Source organism: Hymenobacter endophyticus (assembly GCF_032464715.1).
Classification (GTDB): domain Bacteria; phylum Bacteroidota; class Bacteroidia; order Cytophagales; family Hymenobacteraceae; genus Hymenobacter; species Hymenobacter endophyticus.
This window is the reverse complement of the sequence record NZ_JAWDJT010000001.1, coordinates 185,120-210,689: the sequence shown is the minus strand read 5'-3', so window position 1 is coordinate 210,689 and position 25,570 is coordinate 185,120. Positions and strand designations below refer to the sequence as shown.

Below are 25,570 nucleotides of genomic sequence, written 5' to 3'. Positions count from 1 at the left end.
AAAAATAAGCCTGCCCATCTGCCGCCGGGCAGTTCGTCGGGGCCGGGCTCAATCATTTCCCCGATATTGGCAGCCAAGTTTCCGCCCCGCATTCCACCCCCTGTATGACCCGTATTCTGCTGCTAGGCGCCGGCCGCTCGGCTTCTTCCCTGATTCAGTATCTGTTGCTGCACGCTCCCGCCGAGGGCTGGCAACTGACCGTGGCCGACGTGCAACCGGCCCACCTGGCACCCGTGCTGGCGGCTCACTCCGAATACGCCCGCGCCGTACCGTTCGATGTGCACGATGAGGCCCGGCTGGAGGAACTGGTGCCCCAGGCCGATGTGGTTATATCCATGCTGCCGGCCCTGTTTCATGGGGCGGTGGCGCGGGCCTGCGTGCGGCACCGGCGGCACCTGGCCACGGCCAGCTACGTGAGTGAGGAAGTACGAGCTTTGGATGCGGGCGCCCAGGAAGCCGGCATAACCTTGCTGATGGAATGTGGCCTCGACCCTGGCCTCGACCACATGTCGGCCATGCGGGCACTAACGGATATCCGGGCGCGGGGCGGGCAGCTGACCTCGTTTAAATCGTACTGCGGGGGGCTGCTGGCCCCGGAGGCTGAAGGGGATAATCCGTGGAAGTATAAGTTTACCTGGAACCCGCGCAACGTGGTGCTGGCGGGCCAGAGTACGGCTAAGTTTCTAGACAAAGGCCACTTGCGCTTCATTCCATACCAGCACCTGTTTGCGCGCACCGAAACGCTGGCGGTACCCGGCTTTGGGGAGTTTGAGGGCTACGCCAACCGCGACTCGCTGAGCTACCGCGCCCCCTACGGCCTGGAGAATATCCCGACGATGCTGCGCGGTACCCTGCGCCGGCCGGGCTACTGCGCCGCCTGGCACGCGCTGGTGCGCTTGGGCCTCACCGATGACGCCGTGCACCTCGACAACCCCGCTACCCTGACGTGGCGGGAGCTGGTGGAAGCCTACCTGCCTACCGGGGCCGGTAATTTAGCCGCCCGCTTAGCCGCTTACCTGGGCCTGGAAGCGCAGGGGGAGGTGATGCAGCGCCTGCAATGGCTGGAGCTCTTCACGGCCCGTCCCGTAGGCCTGGCCAACGCAACGCCGGCGCAACTGCTGGAAAAGCTGCTCACCGAAAAATGGGCCCTGAAGCCCCACGACCGGGACATGATTGTGATGCAGCACCAGTTTGAGTACGAGCTGGAAGGCGAGCTGCACGAACACACGTCCTCCCTGGTAGTGTTGGGCGACGATGCCGTGCACACGGCCATGGCCAAAACCGTGGGCCTGCCCGTGGGCATGGCTGTGCGGCGGCTGGTGCAGGGCAAGCTGACGCAGCGCGGCGTGGTTATTCCCACGCAGCCGGAGCTGTACGAGCCTATCCTGGCGGAGCTGGAGCAGGACTACGGTATTCGGTTCGTGGAGGAAAGTCAGCCGGTGGCAGCCCGCGTGGCGGCGGCCGAAAAATAACTGAGCCGCAGCAGCGTTGAGGCAGGCATGCGCCATTATTTACTTCTGCGCTTTCTCTTGCTGGGCCGTTTAGTGCGCGAGCTGGGCTGGTGGCGGCCGCTGGTGCTGGGCATGTTTCTGGTGCTTTCCCTGGGACGGGCCTTATTTGTAGCGGCGGCCAGTTCGGGGCTGGGTTGGGTGGTGCCCGTAGTAGTAGGGGCCCTGGCCCTGAGCCTGCACCGCCGCCGCGCCGATTTAGCGTTTCTGCACCTGGCCGCGCCACGCTTTCGCCCTTGGCTGGCCGCAGAGTACGCCCTGCTGAGTGTGCCCGTGGCGCTGGTGCTGCTGGGCCGGGGCCGGCCGGGCCCCGCCGCGTTGGTGCTGATGCTGGCGGCGGCGGCGGCCCTGGCCCCGGTGGCTGGCGCTGCCGCGCAGCACGGGCCCGGACGAAGCCCTTTCCGGAGCGTGGCCTTTGAGTGGGTGAGCCTGGGGCGGCGCTGGTGGCTGGGGGGGGGCTGGCTGGGGCTGCTGCTGATAGCCTGCGCAACCCGAACCACGGCCACCGGCCCGGCGCTGACTGTAGTGGGCTGGCTTTTCCTGCTGACCGAAGCCTACGGCCCGGCCGAGCCGATGCTGTGGCTGCTGCCGGTACTGCGGCAGCCGGCCGCGTGGCTTCGGAGTCGTGTTGGGTGGGCTTGGCTGTATTTCGGCCTTACGGTGGCTCCGCTGGCCTACGTGATGCTGCAGGGCCCGGCCGGAGTGGGCGGCACGCTGGCGCTCCTGGCCTGGTGCGCTACGGTGCTGATGATGCTGGTGCTGGCCAAGTATGCCTTCTACCCCCACGCCACGCTGAGCCGGCTTACTCAGGCGGGCGCGGTGGTCGTGGCGGTATCCATTCTGGGCAGCAACCCAGCTTACATGGCGCTACTGGCGGCCTGCTTTCTGGGGCTGCTGGTGAAAAGCCGCCATCGGCTGGCCTACCTCATTCCGCCGATTGAAGATCCGGCAAGTGGCCAATAATCAAATGTAAATCTGAATCTGAATAGTATTCCCGCTGATTGCCAGATATATGCGAGCATCAACTACAAGCTTCGCATACATTTCTTACCCGATTTTTATGCTTGAAATACGCAGTCTGCAGAAAGCTTTTGCCGGGCAGCCGGTGCTGCGCCACGTTGATCTGACCATTCAATCGGGCACGCTGCACGGGCTGGTAGGGGCCAATGGAGCCGGGAAAACCACCCTGCTGCACTGCCTCTACGGCCTGCACCCGCCCGACGCGGGCAGGATCTGGGAAACGTCCGGGCGGCCCATTCGGGAGCTGGCTGGCCTGCTGCCCTACGAGCCCTATTTCTACCCGCGCATTACGGGCCGGGAGTACATCGAGTTCTGCCTGCAGGCCCGCCACCGCCCCGTACCCGATTTGGGCGGATGGAGCGAGGTGCTGGAGCTGCCGCTAAACCGCTACGCGGAGGATTACTCCGCCGGCATGAAGAAAAAGCTGGCTCTGCTGGCTCTATTAGTGCAAAATTTCCGCTACCTCATCCTGGATGAGCCCTTCAATGGCCTCGATTTGAGCAACAACCTGCTGCTGCTGGCTCTGCTGCGCCGCCTGCGGGAGCAGGGCGTCGGTATTCTGCTGACCTCCCACCTTCTGGGCTCCCTCACCGAGCTCTGCGACGACATAACGGTGCTGGCCGACGGGCAGGTGCTTCGCCAGTATCCGGCCGCTGAGTTTGCGCAATTATCCAGTGACTTACTGGATTCCCTGCACCAGCAAAAGCTGGCGGCGCTGGCCGGGCTGCTACCTCAGCCGGGATGAGGCGCAGGGCCACAGCCTAAAGAGCCAAGTAAAACGGCCCCATCACCTCCCGAAACCAACTCGAGTACGCTTCCGAATCGGCCTCGTGGAGCGGTAACTCCTGCTGCGTTACGGCGCCTTGTTGCCGGCCAAAGGTAGTAATGTGGCGCAGGGCTTTGCTGCCGGGCCGGTGGTGCAGTACGTTTCGGGTCAGGGGAAAAAGGCCCGCTGTGGCCGCTTCTTGCTCAAACTCCTGCATTTCGGATGGGGGCAGTAGCACCGTTAGCTGGCCGGTGGCAGTGAGGAAGCGGGCAGCAAAGCCGGCCAGCTCGGCAAACGTGAGGCTATCCTCGGCGGTGTGGCGGGCGGTGGTGCGCTGGGGGCTGGGGGAGCGGAGGGAGTTACGGAAAAATGGGGGGTTGCACACGATATGGTCGAAGGGCGCGGGCTGCCCGGCGGCGAAGCGCGCCAGCGGCAGAGCGTGCAGTTGCAGCCGGCTGGCCCAGGGTGAGGCGGCAAAATTGGCCGCCGCCTGCTGGGCCGCCGCTGCATCCAGCTCCACCGCCTCAACCTGGGCCGTAGGGTTGCGCTGCGCCGCCATAAGGGCCAGCAGGCCGGTGCCCGTGCCAATATCCAAGAGGCGGTGCGCCACTGCAACGGGGGCCAAAGCTCCCAGCACGCAGGCATCGGTGCACACCTTCATGGCGCAGGCAGCCTGCTCTACCCGAAACTGCTTGAACTGAAAATACGAGTTAGCCACGGCCGGGTAGGTTAGCCGCGCCGGGCTTCTATCAGCTCGTAGCCTTCGTCCGTCAGCAAGGGGCCCTGGGTGGCGCTGCGCACGGCCAGCTGGTCGCACCGCTCGTTTTCGGGGTGGCCGTTGTGGCCGCGCACCCAACGGAACTGCACCGTGCGCTGCTTGTATACTTTCACAAAGCGCCGCCACAGGTCTTCGTTGGCCTTCTTGCCGAAATCGGGTTTGGTAAGCCAGCCGAACACCCATTTCTTTTCCACCGAGTCCACCACGTATTTTGAGTCGGTAACCACGGTAATGGGCAGCTCGGGGCGGTTGATGGCTTCCAGGCCCACTATCACAGCCAGCAGCTCCATGCGGTTGTTGGTGGTGAGGCGGAAGCCCTGGGTCAGCTCTTTTTCGTGCTGGCCGAAGCGCAGAATGGCGCCGTAGCCGCCAGGGCCGGGGTTGCCCCGGGAGGAGCCGTCGGTATACAGGTAAATCAAGCGGAAAGCGGTAAAGCCAAAAAATGCAGCCGCAAGGTACGAAGTGGTGAGTGAGTGAGTGAGTGAGGTGGAATGCTCAGGATGACAGACACAAATACAAACCCTACTTTCCAAACAGCTTCATGTAAGGTTCTTCGCCCCGCTCTAGGTAGCAAGTAATCTTACTCGCTTTCCTTGATCAACTGGCGGCGGTAGTTGGCCAGAATGGTGGATTTCAGCAGAAATCCGAGGTAGTGGTCCTGCAAATCCAGAACGGGGAGGGCCCAGGCGCCGAGTTGTTCCATGCAGCGCAACGTGTCCAGCAGGGTGTCATCGGGGCGCACAATGGCGGGCGGGTCGGTCATGAGGTCCCGCACGCGGGTGGTGTTGTAGTGCTCATCATCGAAGAGGGCATCCCGCACCGTATCCAGGCTCACCACCCCGTGCAAGTGGCCCGCACTATCAACCACCGGAAACAGGTTGCGGGAGGCGTGGCGGAACACCGTCACCAACTCGCCCAGCGTATCATCGGGTTGTACTGGCACGAAATCCGTCTGGAGCAGGCTGCGCACATCCAGTTGGGCTAGCAGGCCCCGGTCCCGGTCCTGGTTCACGTACACGCCCTTTTGCACCAGCTTGCGGGTGTACACCGAGTAGGGCTCGAAGTAGCGGGTGATAAGGTAGGAGCCGGAAGTCACCACCATCAGGGGCACAAACAGGGCGTAGCCACCGGTTATTTCGGCAATGAGGAAGATGCCGGTAAGCGGGGCATGTACCACCCCGGCCAGGGTGCCCGCCATGCCCAGCACCACGAAATGCACCTCCGAAATAGGGTAGAGGCCACTCATATTAATGAGGCGGGCGAAAACGAAGCCGCACAGCGCGCCCGCAAACAACGAGGAGCCGAACATGCCCCCGTTGCCACCCGAGCCAATGGTAATAGTGGTGGCCACCACCTTCAGCAGCATACTGCCCGCCGCTACCAGCAGTACCAGCCAGATGCTCTCATCATGAAACACATCAAACAAGGAGCCGTCTACCAATTGGTTGGCGTGGCCGCCCAGCAGCAGCTGCACAATATTGTAGCCTTCCCCGTACAGCGGCGGAAACAGGAACACCAGCCCGCCCAAAGCCAAACCACCCAGCAGCACCTTGCGAAAGGTGCCCGGCAACTGCTCAAAATAGGCATCGGCCCAGAAGTACACCCGGATCATGTACACTGAGAGCATGGCCGTAAACACGGCCAGCATCAGGTATAAGGGCACGGCATCCACGGGCCAGGAGGTGGTAATGAGCACGAAGGGCTGCCCGGCGTACAGGGCCTTGGAAACCACCGTGGCCGTGGCCGAGGCAATGAGCAAGGGCACAAAGTACGCCGCCGACAGCTCAGACAAAATTACTTCTACGGCAAACAGTACCCCCGCAATAGGGGAGTTGAAAATAGCCGCTACACCCGCCGCCGCTCCGCAGCCCGTAAGCAGGCGCCGCTCCCGGCGGCCAATGCGCAGCACCCGGGCCGTGTTGGAGCCGATGGCGGAGCCCGTTACGGAAATAGGCGCCTCCAAACCCGCCGACCCGCCAAACGTGACCGTTAGAAACGACGATACTAATTGGGAATACAGCTTGCTGCGCGGGACGGTGCTACTCTGGCGGGCAATGTTGTAGATGATGGGTCCAATGCCCCGCCCCAGGTTGCCATCCAAGAAATACCGCGTAAACAGTACCGTAAGGGCAATACCGATGATGGGATAGAACGAGCTGGTAAACACCCGGTACTGGTCCGGTACCCAGGCGTTCAGCATCTTCTGCGAGTCGTGCACCAGGGTTTTGAGCACCACCGCCGCCAGCCCCGCCAGCAGCCCCACCAAGCAGCTCACCAGAATCAGGTACACCCGGTCGCTGAGGTGGCGCGCACGCCATACGAGCAACGGACGAAGCAGCCGGTGAATGGTGTTCTGGGGCATAGGCGCGCAAGGGGTGGGTGGCAGCCAACAGGTGAAGCTGCGAACCTAACGAAAACTTCGTTGAGTTATTAGTTGGCAGTTGCTGGTTGTCAGCTGTCAGAAAGTAACCAGCAACTGCCAACTAACCCGCCAGCGCGGGTACGCCCAGGCCGGCTCCGAGCAACTCCTGCTTTACTTCCTGCATCAGGTGACTTTTGAGCTGCAGCACACCCCGGCGGTAGTCCTCCGAGTCGGCCCAGAAATATACGCGCAGGTCGGCGGTGGTAGCGGTGGCTTTTTCCAGGTTTACGTAAGGCGCACGCGGGGTTTGCTGCACCTCGGCCACGGTGCGCAGGTAATGCAGGATAACGCTGGTAGCCACATCGGGCGTTGCATTTTCGCCCAGCTCCACGCTCACCTGAAAATCCTGGCGCAGGTTACCGTCGCGGGTGTAGTTGATGAGGGGCTCCTTGAGCACCAAAGAGTTGGGTAGGTAGATATGCTTGCCATCGAAGGTGCGGATAAGCGTAATGCGCAGGTTCAAAGCCTCCACATGCCCAATCAAACCCTTGATTTCCACGGTGTCATTGATGTGAAAAGGACGGTTGAAAGCCAGAATGACGCCGGCCAGAAAATTCTCGGCAATATCCTTGAAGGCAAAGCCCACAATGAAGGCCGACACGCCCGCCGCCCCCACCAAACTGCCCACAATGCCCGAAAACCCGAGGATATTGAGCGCCAGCATCAGCCCCAGGCCCACCAGCACCCACTTGCCAATGCTAGCCAGAAAATCGGCCAGCAAAGGGTCGGCAGAGCGGCGGCGCAGGCGCCCGCCCAGCAGGGCACTGACGCGGTTGGCCACGAAAACAGCCACAACCAGCAGCACCAACGCCACCAGCAACTTGGGAAGTATATAGAGAAACTGCTGCCAGTAAGCAGCAAGTACGCGGTGCAAGTCCTGAATCATAGGCGTAAGAATAGGGCGGAAAAAGCGGCCAGATACCCAGCAAACCGGCCAAAGCAAAGCCCCGCGGGCATGTGCCAGCGGGGCCAGGGTAGGTAGCTATACGCGAAAACAGCGGCGGCGGGTTAACCCGAGGCGCATCAGGCCCGGGCGGGCCGGTTCATCCAGCGCCAGAATATCAGCCCGCCCAGCGCATACGCCACCACGTCCAGCGGGTCGGCTCTCATGCTGGGCTTGAAGTAGGGCATCAGCACTTCAAACCACACGGCATCCACTGCCCAGGTAGCTACTATCCAGGATACCGGCAGCACAAACGAGGGCTGGCGGAAGTAAAACCGCCGCATCACCCAGAGCACCAGCGTCAACTCCAGGGGTAGGTTGAGCAGGTCGCCCAGGTGCGAGTTGATGAAGGCCGGCAGATGCCAGTTGGCCCAGTATCGGTTTACGCAGGAAAAGAGGTAGAGCAGCGCGCAAATCCAAAATAAGGGGTGGCGCAGCTCGGCGGGCAGCCTCAACCGGCCAACAGGGTTATCAGCCATAGGATAAAGGCCATGAGTGCACCAAATGCCAGCTGCCCGCCCCGGATAATGTGCTTTAGAAACCGGATAAGCGGCTTGTCATCGGGTTTGATTTCGATGAGCATGATGGGGGAAACCGGCTCTTGGGCCAGCCGCTCCCGTTCCTGCTCACTTCGCAGGCGCTGCGGGTCCAGCAGCTGCCCGCACCGCTCGCACCGGTCGGTAGGCACCTGCTGCCAGTTGCTCCAGTAGCCGCAGGCCGGACATTTCTTCGTGGCTTCCAAAGGGCAGGAGTGAAATAGTGACGTGGTGAAAGGTGGAAGTGTAAAGTTGGTGAGGCTGACCGACAGATTCCGTCTGCCTACTTCACAATTTCACCATTTACCACGTCACTTTTCGCTTACAGTTCCATAATATCCTCGTTCCAGAGCGTGGGCTCAGCTGCAATAAATTCTTCCATCATCTGCGCGCATTCGTCCAGGTTCAGGTCAACTACTTCCACGCCGTGGCTTTCCAGAAAGGCCCTTGACTCGCCAAACGTGCGCGACTCGCCCACCATCACCTTCGGAATTTTGAACTGCACGATGGTACCAGCGCACATGTAGCAGGGCATCAGGGTAGTGTAAAGTACCGTGTCGCGGTAGCTGCGTTGGCGGCCGGCGTTGAAGAGGCAGTCCATTTCGCCGTGCTTGATGGGGTTGTCCTCCTGCACGCGCTTATTGCGGCCCCGGGCCACTAGCTTCCCGTCGCGCACCAGCACCGAGCCAATCGGGATACCGCCTTCCCGGCGGCCCTGCCGTGCTTCGTCAATGGCGGCCTGCATGAATTCGTCCATAGTTGTTTGGTTTTTGGGTGTTGGTAATTTGTTTTGATAGGTGGGTTCAGGGCAAGTAGCAAAAGCTACTGCCCAGCAACTCTTTCCGCCGCTCTAGCGCGCACAAATGCCGCGATAGGGGCAGTACTGGCACTTGTCCAAGTCGTCGGTTTTGCGGATGGGCTCCTCTGGGTCCAGCATGCGGCGCACCAACTGACCCAGTAGCTCCTCGCTGTGCTGCACAAAATCCTGCCCATCGGCGGTAAGAAACCCCATATCCGCCGACATCGGGCCGGCTCCCAGGTTACGCAGGGAAATGATGGCGGCATCGGCGGCGGGGCGGCCTTGTTGGGCCAGCAGAAAGCGGTAAAGCCAGAGCTGCCGCACCTTATCGGCGGCGGGAGTGGCATCGGTGAGCAGGCGCTCTACAGCCTGAGCGGGCGTTTCGCCCCGCTTCAGCAGCTGCAAGTGCGCCTTTTCCACCATGCCAGTCTTATAGTCCACCACCCGCAAACGGCCATCCGGCAGCTGGTCCACCCGGTCGGCCTTGCCCAGCAGGCGCACCGGCAGCTTCTCGCCGGTTTCGGGCAAGGGCACAAACACGGTGGCGTGCAATTCTTCTTCCTGGCTCTGGATGGTCAGCGGCAGCGCCCCGGGCTGTTCCAGCAGGCTTTCCAGGTAGCGGCGTACCAACTGCCCGGCCACCTGGCCCAGCACGTGGTTCAGCCCTTCATCGGCGCGGGCATGGCGGCCGGCTTCTTCCTTGCGCAGGGCTTTGGCTACCATGATAGGGGCCAGCTTGAGCAGGCCCGGAATATCGGCGGCGGTGAGCGGCGGGGCCTGGGGCGTTTTGTGCTGGGAAAACGGCATAAACAGCTCCTCCAGCGCCTCATGCACTACCGTCCCGAAGCCATCAGGGCCCAGGGCTTCCTCCACTTCCTCATTCTCCCGAAACCGCGCTATCCGCTGAAAGTAAAACTGCAGGGAGCAGCCCAGGTATTGGTTGAGGGCCGTAGGCGAGAGGCCCCGGTCAAGCAAGCCCCGTAGCGCCAGCAGCATGCCGGTATCTTTCTCCAGCACCAGGTCAGTGGCTTCTTTCTGGCTGTTGGCAACGGACTGCTGGCCACTGCCTTCCCCTACCACCAAGTTATCAGCTGAAACGACCGTCAAATCCAGCAGCGTTAGGGCCGGGTTCTGCAGGGCCAGGTCATTTTCAATCTGCAGCAGAAAGCGGCTCCGCTCCCCGGTGCGCACGCCCTCGGCTCCGGGCAGAATGTGCAGCAAATCTACCTGGCGGGCGCGCTGCAACAGCCGCCAGAACTGGTGGGCCGTGGCGGCCTCGTGGTCGGCGTAGGTGGGCAGGCCGAAGGTGGTGAGCACGTCGTAGGGAAACAAAGAGCTGTGGCGCTTGGGGGCTGGCAGCACGTTTTCGTTGCAGCTCAGAATGATGACGTGGTCGAAATCCAGCGCCCGGGTTTCCAGCAGGCCCATTACCTGCACATCGGCAATAGGCTCCCCGCTGAACGGCAGGCGGGTGTTCTTCATCTGCTCATAGAGAAACTGCCGGAAGGAGCGCACCGAAAGCCGCTGCTCCCGGCAGTCGAACACCGATTCCAGCCGCTTTACCAAAGTGAAAAACAGGTAGAGGTACTCGGCCTCAATAGCCGAATGCTGGTCCTGGTACGCCTTTTTGAGCAGATCAATAACGGTGTAGCAGGCCCGGATAATATCGTCGCAATTGTTCCAGGTGGCAAACAGCGCCGTCAGCAGCGGGTGTTCCTGGCCCATGGTTACCAGCTCCTCGGCCGTGAGCAGCACCGCGTGGCGCTTGATAATGGTGCGGCACACCTCGTCGAGTAGGCCAGGGTGCTCCGTATCGGGCTGCTTATCCAGCCACTGCTGGTAACGGCGCAAAAAGGGGTGCTGCAGCAGCTTGCTTACGGCCAGGTGGTGGTAGCGGGGCACGCCGTAGCCGGTTTCCTGGGAGCCTTCCCGCACGCCCGTCAGGTGCACCTCAAACAGCAAATCCACTAGGTTGAACAGGGGCGTACTCTGGAAATTGAGGCCCATGGTTACGTTGTACTCGGGTACCTCCTGGGGGGGCAGGCCATGGAGTACGGGCAGCAGCAGGGTTTCGTCGGGCAGCACCACGGCCACGGTGCCGGTGGGGTTGAGGCGGCGGGCCTCGGCCAGTAGCTGCCCCGCCATTTTGCCTTGCATAGAGGAGTTGGCCATGCCCACCAGGCGCACCGTGCACGGTAGCGTCCGGAGCAGCTCCGCCGGCCCCCCGAAATTTTCCCAGGGCAAATCCAGGCGGTCCTGGTACTGGCGCAGGTGCTGGCCGGCGCGGTTGGGCGAGCCTTTTTCCAGGTAAAACGCGTCCCCATCGAAGTGCACCTCAGCCCGGCCCACCTTGCGCAGCCGCCGAATCAGCCGCTCCTCCGCTTTCGAGAGGAAGCCCAGCCCGATAAACACGTGCTGGGGTAAAGTTTCGCCCGCTTCCAGCCGCTCCCGCACCCGGCGTTGAGCCAAGCGGTAGGCCAAGCCGGGGTAGGCCAGGCGGTCCTGGCGCATGCGCTTCTGGAGGCGGTAATACACTTTCTCCAAGTCGTCCCAGAAGCGGAAATAGGCCGTGGTAGTGCTCTGGGGCGAATATTCAGCGCCCAAATCCCAGCGCTCCAGGGCCTTGGCCTGACTCAGATACTCGAACACCTTGCGGGGCGAAGCCAGGTTCTGGTCGAGGCTGGAAAAGTCCTGCAAGAGCAGCGCCGACCACCCCACGAATTGGTCGAACTCCAGCTTGGCATCAATGCCCCGCATGATTTCAAACAGCAGCAGCTGCAGGGCAATGGGCTCCTCCACCTGCACACCCGCCAGCTCCACCATGTAGTCTTCCATGGCCGCGATGCGCGGACTCCACAGCGCCTGCCCGGCCTCGGCGGCCAGGCTCAACTCGTTCTGCAAATACACCACCGCCCGCCGCGTGGGCACTACCACTACCACATCCGACAGCTCCCCCGAGGGCCCATACTGCGCCACCAGTTGCCGGGCCATGCGCCGCAGAAATGGCGTGGCATCGGGCGGGGGCAGGGTAGTAGGCAGGGCAGAAGTAGGAGTGGCAGAGGTAACCATAGAGCGTAAAGGTAACGTTAGCCGGAGCCGAAACGGTTTCCGCAAGTGGCAGTGTCATTCCGTCCTTTGCTCACAAGAACAGCCAGATGGCTTACCCTACCTAATGACCCAGCATTGGCGCTTCCGCCTCAGCGGGAACAGCAGTTTTGGCCGGCTCCACATAGCTGGCCAGGGAACGGACGGCCAGCAGCAGGCTTACCAGAATGAGCACGGTGCCGAGCAGGAAGGGCGCGCCGGGAAAGTACACGGGGGCTTTGGGGCCGGTGAAATAGGAGAACAGGTTGGTCATCAGGGGCGGACCCACAATGGAGGTGAGGCTCATGAGGCTGGTAAGAGCGCCCTGCAATTCGCCCTGCTGGTTGGCCGGCACCTGTCCTGATATGATACCCTGCAGCGCGGGCCCCGAAATGCCGGCCAGGCAGTAGGGCACCAAAAACACGTACATCATCCAGCCCTTAGTGGCAAAGGCGAACAGCAGGAAACCCAGCGCGTACAGCGCCATGCCCAGAAATACTGAGCGTTTGGCCCCCAGCGCCGGGTTGATGCGCCGGATGAGCACGCCCTGCACAATGGCCACTAGCAGCCCAATGGCCGCCAGCGAATAGCCTACCTCATCATTACTCCAGTGAAACTTTTCGAGCACGTAGTAGGTCCAGTTGCTTTGGGTGGCGTGGGCGGCAATGTAAATGCACAGCAGCGACGACACCAGCCCAGTAATTACCGGGTAGCGCTGCAGCAACTTCAGGGAGCCGATGGGGTTGGCCCGTTTCCACTCAAAGGCCCGCCGCCGCTCTTGGGGCAAGGATTCTGGCAGCACGAAAAAGCCGTACAGCAAGTTCAGCAGCGTCAGGCCCGCCGCCGTCAGAAACGGTACTTTCGGGCCAAACCCCACCAGCTGGCTGCCTAGCAGCGGCCCAATGATGAAGCCCAGCCCGAAGGCGGCCCCAATCATGCCGAAGTTCTGGGCCCGGGTTTCGGGGGTGCTGATATCGGCAATGTAGGCCGAGGCCGTAGTGAAGCTGGCCCCCATTACGCCCGCAATCAGTCGGCCCACAAACAGCCAGCCAATGGTGGGGGCAAAGGCCAGCAGCACGTAATCCAGGGTGAAGCCCAGCAACGACAGCAGCAGCACCGGCCGCCGCCCGTACCGGTCGGAGAGGTTGCCCATCACCGGCGAAAACAGGAACTGCATCACGGCAAAGGCAAACACCAGCCAGCCGCCCACCCGGGCCGCGTCACTCACGGTGCCGCCCGTCAGGTGGCGAATGAGCGTGGGAATTACCGGAATAATGATGCCAATACCCGTTACATCCAGCAGCAGCGTAAAGAAAATAAAGCCCAGCGCGGCTTTGCGGGGAGGAGAGGAAGCAGCCATAGCGAGACATCAATGCGAGGTGTAAAGCTACGGTTTTGGGTTCCGTACCCGCCAAATGGGCCCCGTCGTTTCGGAAATATTTAGTTTTTTCACGCCTGCACTGCGCGGAAGCAGCTCCTCTTATCCTCCTTATCGAAGCCTATGATTTTCCTGTTTGGCACCGGTACCTCCCGGCTCATAACTTTCCCGCTTCCGACGGTTGCCTGCACCTACTGTGGCATCCAAGGCAAGCTTAGCGTTACGGTTTTCTCGCGCTATTTCAGTGTATTCTGGATTCCGGTTTTCCCCATCGGCAAAGTAAGCGTTACCGTGTGTGAGCACTGCAAACAGACACTCACCTCCAAGGAGCCGCTGCCCGAAACCTACCGACTGCCCGTGCAAACGGTCCAGCAACAGACTTCCACGCCCATCACCAACTTTGCCCTGCTGCTGCTCCTGGGCGCGGGTATCGTGCTGGTGCTGGTGCTAACCCAGCTGGCCCCCGGGAAAAAGCGCGCCGCTGCCCCCGAGAGCTCAACTACTGCGGCTAGTCTGGCTACCCAGAACAATGATGCCGACGTTGCGCTTGGGGCCCGCTACAAGATGAAAAGTACGGCTAGCGGATCGGCGTATGCGCTCATGGAAGTGACGCGCCTGACCGACGACACTGTGTACTACAAGGTAACCAGCATGCTGCGTGGGAAGCCAACGGCCGCCAGCGTCACGGCGGCCCTGCGCGACTCCGTGCCCCCCGGCTCCGACAAAGGCCGCTACCCGCGCAAGATGTGGCACTTCCTGGTGCAGGGGCAAGGCATGTTCCGGCCGCTTATCCTCTCAGAGTAGCGGGCTCACGTGGCTGGTGCGCGCAATAAGCTCGTTATCTACGCCTCCCATTCCTGCACTTCCTGGGTTTCGAAGTAATAAAGTACGCAGCATACCTGCTCAAACCGCAGCTGCCGAAACAGCACGGCGTAGCGCTGCAACGCCTGGCGGTGGCCGGGGTGGGGCGGGGGCAGCTTGAAGTCGATGAGCGTAACGCGCCGGCCCTGGCCGCTGGGCAGGGCCTCAAACACAATTCGGTCGGGCTTGTAGTCCTGCTTGCGGGTACCGCCCACCAGAATTTCCCGCTCGGCCTCAGCCGCCACCTGGGGGCTGAAGTAGTGCGCCATACGCGGGTTTTCTACTACCTCGTGCAAGCGCTCCAGTAGCCCCGCCCGCTCCCGGGTGCTAATCAGGCCTTCGGCCACCAGTTGCCCGGCCACGCGATTCACGTCATCAGCCTGCTTCACGCGGCGCAGGGCGTAGTGCAGGCGGCGGTTCCACTCACGCTGCTCCTGCTGGTCATCGAAATCGAATACGGCGTTGGCGTGCTGTTTCAGGCGCAGGCGCTGCTCCCAGGGTGTACTGGTGAGGTTGGTTAAAGGGAGACGGTTGCTGGTTGCTGGTTGCTGGTTGTTTGGGGTGGAGCTTGCTGCCTGCAGCTCAACCCTTGCTACTTGTAGCTCCAAAGGCAGTTGGCTCTGGGCGTCGGCCAGCACGTAGGCCATCTGCTCCTGCTGCCACTGCCCAGTACTCATTAAAAAGCGGTGCAGCAGCTCGGCCACACTGGCGGCGGGTTTGTCGGAGGGAGCCGCATCGTCCTTGCTGCTTTTAGTAGGCTTGGGCTGGCGGCTGATGAGGTAGAGGCGGTAGCGGGGCCGGGTGAGGGCCACGTACAACGTATTCAAGCCTTCCAGAAAGGTTTTCTCGACTTCCTCGGTGTACTGCTCCGCCAGGGGCGTGTGCAGCAAATCCTGCTTTTGGCTGACCACCGCCACACCGGGCATTTCGGCCACGGGCCGGTCGGTTACCTCGGGCAGGCGGCCCCAGAGCAGCGTATTCAGGTGGGGGCGGAGCGTCCAGTCGGCAAACGGTACAATCACCACCCCGTAGGCCAGGCCCTTGGCTTTATGCACCGTGGTGATGGTAATGGCGTTGCGGCCGGCCGGGGCGTTGATGCTGAGCGTGCTTTTCTTCTGGTCCCAGTAAGCCAGAAAGTTGTTGAGGTTATTGCCGAAGCGTAGGCTGTATTCCAGCGTCAAATCCAGAAACCGGAACAGATACTCCCGCTCCTGCACTCGGCTGAGCAAGCCAAACAGCCCCACCAGTCGCTCCGTCAGTTCATACAGGCCCAGGTTGCCAGTTTCCCGCTCCTGCACGTTGTAGCCCAAGGCCCGCAGCTCATCCCAGAACGGCTGCACGCTCTCGGCGTTGGCCAACCCGGCGTGGTGGCGGGCCCGCTCGGGCGCGGGGTCCAGGCCCCGCACCACCCGGTCCACTAGCAGCAGGGCCTCGGCCCGGGCCAGGGTATCGGCGGGCTGGTTGAGCACCCGGAACAGCACTACCAGCAGGTTCACCACTTCCGCAAACTCCAACGACAACGAATCGGCCGAAATAATGTCGTAGCCCCGCTCCTTCAGGAATTTGGCCGTACGCCGACTGGTTTGGCGGGTACGGCAGAGTACGGCCACATCCTGCAGGGCGAAGCCATCGGCCACGGCTTTTTCAACCAGCTGCAGCGTCAGGTACAAGGTGCTTTCGTCGTATTCCAGCGTCTGGCCCACCAGGTAGCCGGGTAAGGTTTCGGGCGTGTACGTGCCCGAAGCGGCATCGTAGCGGCAGGCCGGCGCATCGTTTTCCGTGAACAGGAGCTCCACGTGGGCCGCTACGGGGGCACTAGCCGGAGCCTGCTGCACAAAGTCAGCGTCATAAATGCCCTGCACCAGCGGCAACGCCGCGTGCGTGCTGCTGATAAAGCGGAACAACTCGTTATTGAACTGGATGATGGCCGCGCCCGAGCGGTAGTTGGTGCTCAGGTTGCGGGCTTCCAGCGCCCCATCAATCGTACGGTACCGCTCCGTCAGAATCTGGCGCAGCTCCTCGTCGGCCACGCGCTGGTACAGGTGCTCGGTCTGGTTCTGATATAGGCGCAGAATCTGCTCCATCTCCCCGCCCCGCCAGCGGTAAATCGACTGCTTGGCGTCGCCTACGGCCAGGCTCAGGTTGCCCTGGCCCAGGGCGTTTTCCACCAGCGGCAGCAGGTTGTTCCACTGTAGCACCGAGGTATCCTGGAACTCGTCAATCAGCAAGTGCTGGTATCGGTCACCCAGTCGCTCGTACAGAAACGGCACCGGCTCGCGCAGCACAATTTGGGCAATGCGGCGGTTGAACTCGGCAATGAGCACCACCCCCCGGTCCCGGCTAAGCTGATCTACGGCCTTGCTCAACTCGCTCAAAAGGCTCACCTGAAACACGTACGGCAGCATGCCGGCGGCCAGCAGGTAGTCAGAGAGGAGCTTTTCGCGTTGCGCCTGCAGCTGCCGGAACACCTGCTCCAGTACTGGCGCGGCCGCATCCACAGCTTCCCGCAGCGGCCCCTTCTTGGATTTGGCGCTGCTCCAGTCGCCCGACTCCAGCGGTTTCAGGGCCGTGGCCGTGGGGAATTGCATGCCCGAAGCCGGTAGCTCCAGCCAGCGGCGCCAGTTGCTGAAGTGCCCGTACACGCCGTTTCCGCCCCCGTTCAGGTGTTCGGCTTCCAGTCCGTGCGCTTCCAGGGTTTCCAGCGCCACGGCAGCGGTTTGCTCCACCAAGGTTTCAATTTCCTGCTTGCGCAGGCGCAGGTTATCGTAGAGGCGGCGGTAATCCTGTAGGCTCAGCTGTTGCAGCTGCTCCACGGCCTCGTGCACCGGCTCGCTCAGCAGAAACTGCCCAAACTGCACCAGCTCCTCGGGCAGGTTGTTCCAGCTGCGGCCTTCCTCGGCCTTGTTCAAGGCAAAGTCGGAAATGGTTTTGGACAGCAGCGCCGAGTTTGGGTCCCGGTTCACCTTGTCCAGTAGTAAGGCCACGGCGCTTTGCAGCACGGTGGCGCTGTCCAGCTCCACCTCAAACGTGGCCGGCAGCCCCAGCTCCCGGGTAAACGCCGTCACAATGCGCTGCACAAACGAGTCAATGGTGCTCACCGCAAAATCGGCGTAGTGGTAGAGCGCCAGCCGAAACGTAGCCGCTGCCCGCTGCTGCAACACCCGCCGCCGCTCCTCCGGCGTTTCCAGGTGGGCCAGTGGGCCTTCCTGGGCCAGTTCCTCGGCAATTTCGGTTAGCAGATTGTCGGAGGCGCCCTCGGGCAGGCGGGCAAACCGCCGCAGCGCCCCCAGAATCCGCTCCTTCATTTCCCCGGCCGCGTCGTTGGTAAACGTAATGGCCAGAATGGTCTTAAAGTAGGCCGCATCCTCAGTAGCCAGCGCCAGCTTCAGGTATTCCTTGGTGAGCTGGTAGGTTTTGCCGGAGCCGGCCGAGGAGGAGTAAATGCGAAAAGAAGAAGGCATTTGCGAGGAGATAGGGGCGGCTGCTAGAGTGACCGGACGAAAAGGGTGCTAGTATATATGTATTACTCTACTCAGGTAGAATGCTGTTGTAGCGGCGTGTCGAAGAAGCCGCAGCAGGTTAGGTTTCACGGCCGAGCAGCACACGTAACGGTATAATACGCTGCGCCTACACCGCTTCCTGCACCCAGCGGGCCATTTCCGCCGGAATGCGCTGGGGGCGCATGGTACCGGGGTCCAGCAGAATCCAGTGGGTTTCAGCCTCGCAGAGTAGCTTGTTGTCCTCGGCCCGCTCAATGCGCACGTGGCGGTGGGAGGTAACGCCTTCCATGCTGCTCACCCACGTAGTGCAGCGTAGCTGCTGGCTCAGTAACGCCGGGTGCAAGTACCGGATATGATGCTCCCGCACTACCCACACGTAGCGCTGCTGGGCCTCGGGCGGGGCCGCCGCCTGCCAGTGCGCGGCGGCCGTATCCTGCACCCACTGTACGTAGCGCACGTTATTTACGTGGTTCAGCTCGTCAATATCATCGGCCTGCACCGTGAGCAGGCGGGAGAAGCGGAAGGCAGGGAGGGGCACGTTTTCCATTACGGGCAAAGATACAGCCTGCCAGAATGCAAGCCGGCGGGCACTGGAAGCCAGAAAACTATAGCATCATTTCATGGATCTTCTTCCATATTTAAAATATCCCTGTATCTTTGGGCAAGATAAGAAATGCGGTTCCACCGCCTGTTGAGTACGTCCGTGAGGAGGGGAAAGCAGAGTTGAGTACTGCCTTCCTTACAGAATCATCCATCATCACAAGTACCATGCAGACAGGAACTGTAAAATTCTTCAACGAAACCAAAGGTTTCGGCTTTATCAAAGTTGACGAAACCGGCGAAGACGTTTTCGTTCACGTAACCGAGTGCATCGACGAAATCCGCGACAAAGACAAAGTGGAATTCGAAATTGCCCAAGGCCGCAAAGGCCCCAACGCTGTGAAAGTAAAGCTGGCCTAGTGCCTGATTGCCGATAGCAACGAAAAAGCAGGTCTCCATCTGGGACCTGCTTTTTTTATGCACTGCTTGCAAGTAAAACGTCTGCTTACAGCTGAAACAAGCCGTTTGGGCTGCAGCGTTGCGCCAGCCCGGTGTTAGTGCAAGACCTCGTTCCGGACGCACTGAGAAAAGCATTGCTGTCAGGTTCATGCGCGGTGGTGGAGATAAGTAGATAGGTATTTATATAGAGTTGGAATTATTTTAATCTCTGAGGTATTGTAAGGGCCATTGGTACGAAAATGATGAGCACTGCATTACGAACAAGTCGTGATTCGATTTGTGCTTTTTCATAATAAATCTGTACCTTTGCACCCGCATTTGAGAACGGCCACGTTCCGCGCAGCTTGTGAGCTGCCTTAAAAGAAACTTGTTGGGCCGGCTTTGTCTTCCGTCCGTTGCTTCCGTCACTTGTCGTTGTGTTGAGTGGGAGAGAAGAGCGTCGCTGAATCCGCTGTTTTCAGAGCTATTCACTCCACTCCATTCACTTGACATGGAAAACGAAACTGTAAAGACCAAATTCAGCGAGCTGACCCTCTCTGAAGAAATGCAGCGCGCCATCAGCGAGGTTGGCTACGAAGAAGCCTCCCCGATTCAGGCCAACGCTATTCCCGTGCTGCTGCAAGGCCGCGACGTAATTGGCCAGGCCCAGACGGGTACCGGCAAAACGGCCGCCTTCTCCATTCCCGCCATTGAGCTGATTGATACCGACTCCCGCGAGGTGCAGGCCATTGTGCTCTGCCCCACCCGTGAGCTGGCCGTGCAGGTTTCCGGCGAAATCCAGAAGCTGGGCAAGTACAAGCGTGGCCTGGCCGTAGTGCCAATTTACGGTGGCTCCAGCTACGACCGGCAGTTCCGCGCCCTGGAGCGTGGCGTGCAAATCGTAATTGGTACACCCGGCCGCGTGATGGACCACATCGAGCGGGGCACCCTGAAGCTGGACGCCTGCAAGATGATCATCCTGGATGAAGCCGACGAAATGCTCGACATGGGCTTCCGCGACGACATCGAAACGGTGCTCAAGAAGATGCCTGAGGAGCGCCAGACGGTATTCTTCTCCGCCACGATGAGCAAGCCCATCATGGAGATGACCAAGCGCTACCAGAAGGATCCGCAGATTGTGAAGGTAAACCATCAGGAAATGACGGTTACCAACATCGAGCAGAGCTACTTCGAAGTGCGTGGCCCCCAGAAAAAGGACGTCCTGACCCGCCTCATCGACATGTACAACATTAAGTCGGGCATCGTCTTCGCTAACACGAAGCGCATGGTAGACGAGATTGTGGGCGACCTGCAAGCCAAAGGCTACTTCGCCGAAGGTCTGCACGGCGACATGGGCCAGCAGCAGCGCCAGAACACGCTGGATAAATTCCGCAAAGGCACCCTCGAAATCCTGGTAGCTACCGACGTGGCCGCCCGCGGCATCGACGTGGACAACGTGGAAGTAGTAGTAAACTACGACCTGCCCGCCGACGAGGAATACTACGTACACCGTATTGGCCGCACCGGCCGCGCCGGCAAGCAGGGCAAGGCCTTCACCTTCGTGAGCGGCCGCGACATCTACAAGCTGCGCGACATCATGCGCTTCACCAAGGCCACCATCAAACAGGAGCGCGTGCCCTCGTTTGAAGATGTGTCGGAGGTGAAAACCACATTGATGCTGGGCTCCATCAAAGAGGTAATTGAGAAGGGTAACCTCGACAAATACATTGCCCGCGTGCAGCGCCTCATCGATCAGGACCAGGAAGAAGGCGTTACGTCGTTGGATGTAGCTGCTGCCCTGCTCAAAATGACGATGAAGGAAGACAAGCGCGCTCAAGAGAGCCTCGACGCCAGCCGCACCCAGGGTGCTGCCCGCCCCGGCTTCACGCGTCTGTTCGTGACGATGGGCAAAAAGGACCGTCTGCACCCCCGCGACATCGTGGACCTGATTGCCGAAAATACCAGCCTCACGGCCGGTAAAGTGGGTGATATTGCCCTCTACGACAAGTTCAGCTTCGTGGAAGTACCCAATGAGTTCGTGGAAGAGGTAGTAAGCCAACTGGGCCGCAGCTCCATTCAGGGCCGGCCGGTAGCCTTCAACATTGCCACTCCTCGTCAGGAAGGTGATGCCCAGCAGGAAGGCGGTAACCGTGGCGGCTTCGGTGGTGAGCGTCCGCGCCGCACCGGCGGCTTCGGCGGTGGTGAGCGTCGCGAAGGTGGCTTCGGTGGCGACCGTCGGGGCGGTGGCTCCTACGGGGGCGGCAGCTACGGCGGTAACCGGGGCGGCGGCTCTTACGGCGGCGACCGTCGGGAAGGTGGCAGCTACGGCGGCAACCGGGGTGGTGGCTCCTACGGCGGTGGCAGCCGCCGCGAGGGTGGCAGCAGCTACGGTGGCGGCTACAAAGGCAAGCGCAACGACGACTAAGTCACATCACAGATTGCGCAGAGTTAGTTGATTTCGCAGATTTTAACCTGCTCTGTAAACGCCAAAAAGCCACTTCAATTGAGGTGGCTTTTTGGCGTTTATGAGAGTAGTGCCAAGCTACTCTATGAGGCGTGTGCACGAAACTGTTTGAAAATAGAAAAGCCGCTCCTGTGGGGAGCGGCTTTTCTGTACAGATTGAGTTGAAATCTGCGAAATCACACCAATCTGCAAAATCTGTGATATTATTTCTTGGCAGCGTCGCGCAGGTTGCGAATTTCGTCGTGGCCCTGCTTGATACCGGCAGCTTGCTTCTCGATAATGGTTTTGATGGCAGCAGGCACGTCCTGAATCTTCTGGGCTTTCTCGTAGGCGGCTTTGGCGTAATCTTCGCCCCGCTCGCACTCAGCGAGGATGCTGTAACGGTCTTTGCTGGTTACCAGGCCTTTGAGGTTGATAAAAGCGCGGTGGATGGTGCCCGTGATGGAAGACTCTTCTTCAGGATGCAGGTTGAGTTTGTGCATCTGGTCTTCCAGCTCGGTGATATAGGAGGAACGCTGAGCGGCATATTTCTTGAAGGTTTCCTTCAGGTCGGCATCTTCAACGTCGGTGAGGGCTTCGGCGTAGCCTTTCTGGCCGTCTTTCAGGGTTTCGAGCAGTTCATTCAGGCCGGCTTGCAGTGCTTTAGCTTCCATGAGGAGAGGTGGTTTGGGTGATGATGGAAAGAGGATATGGGCGTATTTACTGCAAAACACGCGAAAGGGTTATAGACAGCGTATAGAATCGGAAAAGGAAGGAACTGGATATTGATAAGATTAGGAGCTGCGTGGGTCATGCCACACAAAAGAAAAAATCAACCTTCGGTTGTCACTGGCGCATGCCAACTACTGAAGCATCATTGATGCCGGGGCTAGGCTACATTGGTGCGAAAAAAAACCTCACTGCACAGGCCGCGGCGTTTACTCTGCTTTAGTCTGGCTCATGGCGCGGCCGGCTAAGTAGCCGGTAGTCCAGGCGGCCTGAAAGTTGAAGCCACCGGTGATGCCATCAATGTCCAGTACCTCGCCAGCAAAGTGCAGGCCGGGTACTAAGCGGCTTTCCAGCGTCTGCATGTTGATTTCACTAAGGGAAATACCGCCGCAGGTTACGAACTCATCCTTGTAGGTGGTCTTGCCCTGAACCGGCAGGGATGTGCGCAAAAGCGCCTCAATCAGTCGGTTTTGCAGCTTGAGGGGCAGCTCCTGCCAGCGGGTTTCGGCCGTGATGCCCGCCTGCTCCGCCAACGTGCGCCACAGGCGCTGGGGCAGGCCAAACAGGGGGGTGCTGACGACTAGCTTCTTGCCGTGCTGCTCCCGGTAGCCCAGCAAGTGCTGGCGTAACGTATCCTCGGTAAACTCCGGAATCCAGTTGATGAGGGCAGTACTCCGGTACTGTAGCTCGTGCAGACGGCGGGCTCCCCAGGCCGAGAGCTTGAGTACGGCCGGCCCGCTCAATCCCCAGTGCGTTACCAGCACCGGTCCTTCGTACTCCAGCTTTTCGCCGGCCACCCGCACCCGGGCCCGGGGCACACTCACACCCGGCAGCTCCTGCAGGGGCGAGTTGGGAACGTTGAAGGTAAACAGGCTGGGTACCGGCTCCTGCACCGTATGGCCCAATTGCCGCAACCACGCGTACTGCTCCAGTTTGGGCGCTCCGCCCGTGGCAATAAGCACCCGCGCCGCTTGTAGCTGCTGGGCATGGGTACCGGTAAGGGTAAGCTGGAAACCGCCCGAGGGCAGGGGAGAAATGGTTTCGGCCGCGGTGTGCGTGAGAATGGTAACGCCGGCGCGCCGGGCCGCCTCCAGCAAGCACTGGGCAATGGTTTCCGACGAATCGGTAACGGGAAACATGCGGCCATCGGCTTCCGTCTTCAGCCGTACGCCCCGCTTTTCAAACCAGCGCACAGTATCCAGGGCCCCAAACTGCCTGAAGGGCTCCTTAAGCTGGCGGGCCCCACGGGGGTAGTGCTGCACTAGCTGGGCGGGCGTATCGGCGGCGTGGGTTACGTTGCAGCGGCCCCCGCCCGAAATCCGGACTTTGCTCAGCAGCTTCCCGGTTTTCTCTACCAGCAGCACCCGCAGGGCTGGGTTGGCCTCGGCGCAGGCAATGGCCCCGAAGAAGCCGGCCGCCCCCCCGCCCAGTACTACTACGGTTGGTTGATTATCATTCACGGCCGCAAAGATACGCCCCGAAAAACCGCAACGGAAGCCAGCGGCCAGGCACTGAGCCAGAAAACCAGCTTAGCAGAAGGCCAGGGCCGCCACCACATCATCGTGACGGAATTGGTAGTCCGTCATTGCCCGAATCAGGGAGGAGTCGATTTGTTTGCCACCCGCGTCTTCCGCCTGGAAAGTGGGCGGTTTGAGGCCTACGCGGTTGGCCGCCTCGGTATAGAACGTACGGCGAGAAGGGTGGGTAGCGGCACAGGCATTAAAAGTGTACCCCCAAAGCTGCCGCTCCAGTACCACCTGCAACAGGCCTACGCAGTCCTGCAAATGAATCATGTTCACCGGCGCTTCGCCATGAGCTACACCGGTGCGGCCCGCCAAAAACCGTCCGGGTGAGCGGCCCGGCCCCATCAGGCCGGCCAACCGGACCACCGTGTGACGCGGGTGCTGCACCAGCGCCTCGGCCCGGAGCAGGGGGTGAGCGGCTACCACATCGGCTACGGCATCTGCTTCGCGCATCAGGTAGGCTTCGTCGGGATATACGCCGGTGGAGCTGACCAACAGAATATGCTGGATGCCCGCTTTTTCGGCGGCCTCCGTAACCTGGCTGAGCAGGGCGGGGTAAGCTTCGGCGCTACCAGCTGCCCGGGTAGGAGGCACGTTCAATACCAGCACCTCGGCCCCGTGCAACAGAGCGTGCAGGGTATCGGCATCGGTGGGGGAAAGAGTGGAGGAAAGCCGCAGCAAAAACGGCCGGATGCCCGCGTCGCGGAGGGTGAGCAACTGCCCGGGCGTAGTAGTGGAGCCGTGTACCGGGTAGCCGGCCGCTACCAGCGCGCGAGCCAGGGGCAGCCCCAGCCAGCCGCAGCCCAGCACGGCTACAGTAGGGAGGGCGACGGATGGCGAGGAGTCAGTCATGCGGGGGTAAAGGTGGCAAAAAATCTTTCCTGGGCAAGGTACGCCGCCGGGAATCGGCAAACTGTTACCTTGCGCCCAAACAAGTATGCAAGCATACTACCTATGCCCGCCCCGGACCGCCTGTATCCTGAGTATCCCATCGACTTTGAAGCCCGCGTGCGAATCCTGCGGGCTGATGAGGGCGGGCGGCAGCAGCCACCCCGCAACGGTATCCGCTGGGATTTTAGCTACGCTGCAGTTACGCCCAGACAGCTTCATATGATGCTGTATCCGGATTTCTTCGACCCCATTACCGGCGACTCGTGGCGGGAGCTGCCGGTGCCGGTAAATGAGTGGTTGCACGTGCGGGTAAGCATAGTTTTGGAGCACATGCGGCCTTTCCACCAGGCGCGGATTCGGGCCGGTACCAGCTTTTATTATTGTGAGGGTAGCCGCATTGTGGCCGAAGGTACCGTTACCCGCATACTTGGTTTATTTGAAACCCGGCCGTAGCCAACATCCCTGAATCCTGATTTCCCACTTCAACCTTTCTCACCCTATGTCATCTACTCATCCTTACGCCCAGCCCATGCTGCGCGATAATGCCCTGCAGGGCAAAACCATTGTAGTTACGGGCGGCGGCACTGGTTTGGGCCGGGCCATGACCACGTACTTTCTGCAACTTGGCGCCAACGTGGTTATCAGCTCCCGCAAGCTGGAGGTGCTGGAAAAAACGGCCGCCGAATTACGCGAGCAAACCGGCAACCAGAATGTGCTGGCCGTGCAGTGCGACGTGCGCAAGTACGACGAGGTAGAAAAGCTGCTGCAACAAACCATTGACACTTATGGCACAGTGGACGTGCTGCTGAACAACGCCGCCGGCAACTTCATCAGCCCAACGGAGCGCCTGAGCCATAAGGCGTTTGATGTAATTGTAGACATCGTGCTGAAGGGTTCCTACAACTGCACCCTGGCCTTCGGCAAGCGTTGGATTGCCGACAAGCGCCCCGGTACCATCCTGAATATTGTTACTACTTACGCTTCGGTGGGCTCGGCGTTTGTGGTGCCCTCAGCCGCCGCCAAAGCTGGCGTGCTGGCCATGACCCGCTCCCTGGCCGTGGAGTGGGCCAAGTACGGTATCCGCTCCAACGCCATTGCCCCCGGCCCATTCCCTACGGAAGGCGCCTGGAGCCGCCTGTTTCCCGAGCCCCTGGCCTCCAAGCTGGACCCCGCCGCTTCGGTGCCGCTCAAGCGAGTGGGCAACCACCAGGAACTGGCCAACCTGGCCGCCTACATGGTATCCGACTTCTCGGCCTATATGAATGGGGAAGTCGTTACCCTCGACGGCGGCGAGTGGCTCAACGGGGCCGGCGAGTTCAACAAGCTGGAACTGCTCACCGCCGATATGTGGGACCAGATTGAGAAAACCATGCGCCGCTAAATCACTGATTCCCGCGGATTACGCCGCGAA

At 60.8% G+C, this 25,570-nt stretch carries 22 protein-coding genes; 8 read left to right on the top strand and 14 right to left on the bottom strand.

The annotated features are described in order from the left end of the window. The first annotated feature begins 104 nt into the window (after positions 1–104). The 3 genes from ROI90_RS00865 to ROI90_RS00855 all read left to right on the top strand — a co-directional run bounded on the left by ROI90_RS00865 (position 105) and on the right by ROI90_RS00855 (position 3,273). Positions 105–1,472 (top strand): saccharopine dehydrogenase C-terminal domain-containing protein, encoded by a 1,368-nt coding sequence (locus ROI90_RS00865; RefSeq protein WP_315996449.1) that lies wholly within the window; start codon positions 105–107, stop codon positions 1,470–1,472. A gap of 57 nt (positions 1,473–1,529) precedes the next feature. Then, a complete protein-coding gene (locus ROI90_RS00860) occupies positions 1,530–2,471 on the top strand; it encodes a hypothetical protein (RefSeq protein WP_315996448.1) in 942 nt (313 codons plus the stop codon). Between the two features lie 97 nt (positions 2,472–2,568). After that, complete coding sequence (locus ROI90_RS00855) at positions 2,569–3,273, top strand: ATP-binding cassette domain-containing protein (protein ID WP_315996447.1); 705 nt, start codon at positions 2,569–2,571, stop codon at positions 3,271–3,273. A 16-nt stretch (positions 3,274–3,289) separates the two neighbouring features. Here the strand turns inward: ROI90_RS00855 and ROI90_RS00850 are convergent, their stop codons facing one another. The 9 genes from ROI90_RS00850 to ROI90_RS00810 all read right to left on the bottom strand — a co-directional run bounded on the left by ROI90_RS00850 (position 3,290) and on the right by ROI90_RS00810 (position 13,216). After that, the gene (locus ROI90_RS00850; protein ID WP_315996446.1) at positions 3,290–4,012 is read right to left on the bottom strand and encodes a tRNA1(Val) (adenine(37)-N6)-methyltransferase; all 723 of its coding nucleotides are present in this window, start codon (positions 4,010–4,012) and stop codon (positions 3,290–3,292) included. Between the two features lie 11 nt (positions 4,013–4,023). Next, positions 4,024–4,491, bottom strand: a complete 468-nt coding sequence (gene rnhA / locus ROI90_RS00845; RefSeq protein WP_315996445.1) for a ribonuclease HI — start codon at positions 4,489–4,491, stop codon at positions 4,024–4,026. 161 nt (positions 4,492–4,652) lie between these two features. Next, a complete protein-coding gene (locus ROI90_RS00840) occupies positions 4,653–6,434 on the bottom strand; it encodes a chloride channel protein (RefSeq protein ID WP_315996444.1) in 1,782 nt (593 codons plus the stop codon). A 121-nt stretch (positions 6,435–6,555) separates the two neighbouring features. Then, on the bottom strand, positions 6,556–7,380 hold the full coding sequence (locus ROI90_RS00835; protein WP_315996443.1) for a mechanosensitive ion channel family protein: 825 nt from the start codon (positions 7,378–7,380) through the stop codon (positions 6,556–6,558). Positions 7,381–7,517: 137 nt separating this feature from the next. After that, positions 7,518–7,916: a hypothetical protein gene (locus ROI90_RS00830; RefSeq protein WP_315996442.1), complete on the bottom strand. Its 399-nt coding sequence runs from the start codon at positions 7,914–7,916 to the stop codon at positions 7,518–7,520. After that, on the bottom strand, positions 7,889–8,179 hold the full coding sequence (locus ROI90_RS00825; protein ID WP_315996441.1) for a hypothetical protein: 291 nt from the start codon (positions 8,177–8,179) through the stop codon (positions 7,889–7,891). Before ROI90_RS00825 ends, ROI90_RS00830 begins: the two co-directional genes overlap by 28 nt. 116 nt (positions 8,180–8,295) lie before the next feature. Then, positions 8,296–8,730 carry a nucleoside deaminase gene (locus tag ROI90_RS00820; RefSeq protein WP_315996440.1) on the bottom strand — a complete coding sequence of 145 codons (435 nt, stop codon included), beginning with the start codon at positions 8,728–8,730 and terminating at the stop codon, positions 8,296–8,298. Between the two features lie 93 nt (positions 8,731–8,823). Next, entirely contained in the window at positions 8,824–11,841 is a 3,018-nt protein-coding gene (locus tag ROI90_RS00815) for a PD-(D/E)XK nuclease family protein (RefSeq protein WP_315996439.1), read from the bottom strand. Between the two features lie 100 nt (positions 11,842–11,941). Continuing rightward, entirely contained in the window at positions 11,942–13,216 is a 1,275-nt protein-coding gene (locus ROI90_RS00810) for a TCR/Tet family MFS transporter (protein WP_315996438.1), read from the bottom strand. 141 nt (positions 13,217–13,357) lie between these two features. Here ROI90_RS00810 and ROI90_RS00805 point away from each other — a divergent pair, with 141 nt between their 5' ends. Beyond that, the gene (locus ROI90_RS00805) at positions 13,358–14,038 is read left to right on the top strand and encodes a zinc-ribbon domain-containing protein (protein ID WP_315996437.1); all 681 of its coding nucleotides are present in this window, start codon (positions 13,358–13,360) and stop codon (positions 14,036–14,038) included. Positions 14,039–14,076: 38 nt separating this feature from the next. Here ROI90_RS00805 and ROI90_RS00800 read toward each other — a convergent pair whose 3' ends face one another. After that, positions 14,077–17,556: a UvrD-helicase domain-containing protein gene (locus ROI90_RS00800; protein ID WP_315996436.1), complete on the bottom strand. Its 3,480-nt coding sequence runs from the start codon at positions 17,554–17,556 to the stop codon at positions 14,077–14,079. 166 nt (positions 17,557–17,722) lie between these two features. After that, a complete protein-coding gene (locus ROI90_RS00795; protein WP_315996435.1) occupies positions 17,723–18,142 on the bottom strand; it encodes an acyl-CoA thioesterase in 420 nt (139 codons plus the stop codon). A gap of 221 nt (positions 18,143–18,363) precedes the next feature. Between ROI90_RS00795 and ROI90_RS00790 the strand changes: the two genes are divergently transcribed. Together ROI90_RS00790 and ROI90_RS00785 are read left to right on the top strand one after the other, a co-directional pair. After that, complete coding sequence (locus ROI90_RS00790; protein ID WP_110980085.1) at positions 18,364–18,555, top strand: cold-shock protein; 192 nt, start codon at positions 18,364–18,366, stop codon at positions 18,553–18,555. 529 nt (positions 18,556–19,084) lie between these two features. Beyond that, positions 19,085–20,998 (top strand): DEAD/DEAH box helicase, encoded by a 1,914-nt coding sequence (locus tag ROI90_RS00785; RefSeq protein WP_315996434.1) that lies wholly within the window; start codon positions 19,085–19,087, stop codon positions 20,996–20,998. 242 nt (positions 20,999–21,240) lie between these two features. Here the strand turns inward: ROI90_RS00785 and ROI90_RS00780 are convergent, their stop codons facing one another. From ROI90_RS00780 to ROI90_RS00770, 3 genes are all read right to left on the bottom strand, one after another. Continuing rightward, positions 21,241–21,690 (bottom strand): PA2169 family four-helix-bundle protein, encoded by a 450-nt coding sequence (locus ROI90_RS00780; protein ID WP_315996433.1) that lies wholly within the window; start codon positions 21,688–21,690, stop codon positions 21,241–21,243. 264 nt (positions 21,691–21,954) lie between these two features. After that, positions 21,955–23,205, bottom strand: coding sequence for a BaiN/RdsA family NAD(P)/FAD-dependent oxidoreductase (locus ROI90_RS00775; RefSeq protein WP_315996432.1), 1,251 nt, complete (start codon positions 23,203–23,205; stop codon positions 21,955–21,957). A 69-nt stretch (positions 23,206–23,274) separates the two neighbouring features. Beyond that, positions 23,275–24,120 (bottom strand): NAD(P)H-binding protein, encoded by an 846-nt coding sequence (locus ROI90_RS00770; protein ID WP_315996431.1) that lies wholly within the window; start codon positions 24,118–24,120, stop codon positions 23,275–23,277. 102 nt (positions 24,121–24,222) lie between these two features. On the opposite strand from ROI90_RS00770, the gene ROI90_RS00765 reads away from it, so the two are divergent. After that, positions 24,223–24,612 (top strand): hypothetical protein, encoded by a 390-nt coding sequence (locus tag ROI90_RS00765; protein ID WP_315996430.1) that lies wholly within the window; start codon positions 24,223–24,225, stop codon positions 24,610–24,612. Positions 24,613–24,658: 46 nt separating this feature from the next. Further along, positions 24,659–25,540, top strand: a complete 882-nt coding sequence (locus ROI90_RS00760) for an SDR family oxidoreductase (protein WP_315996429.1) — start codon at positions 24,659–24,661, stop codon at positions 25,538–25,540. Positions 25,541–25,570 lie beyond the last annotated feature (30 nt).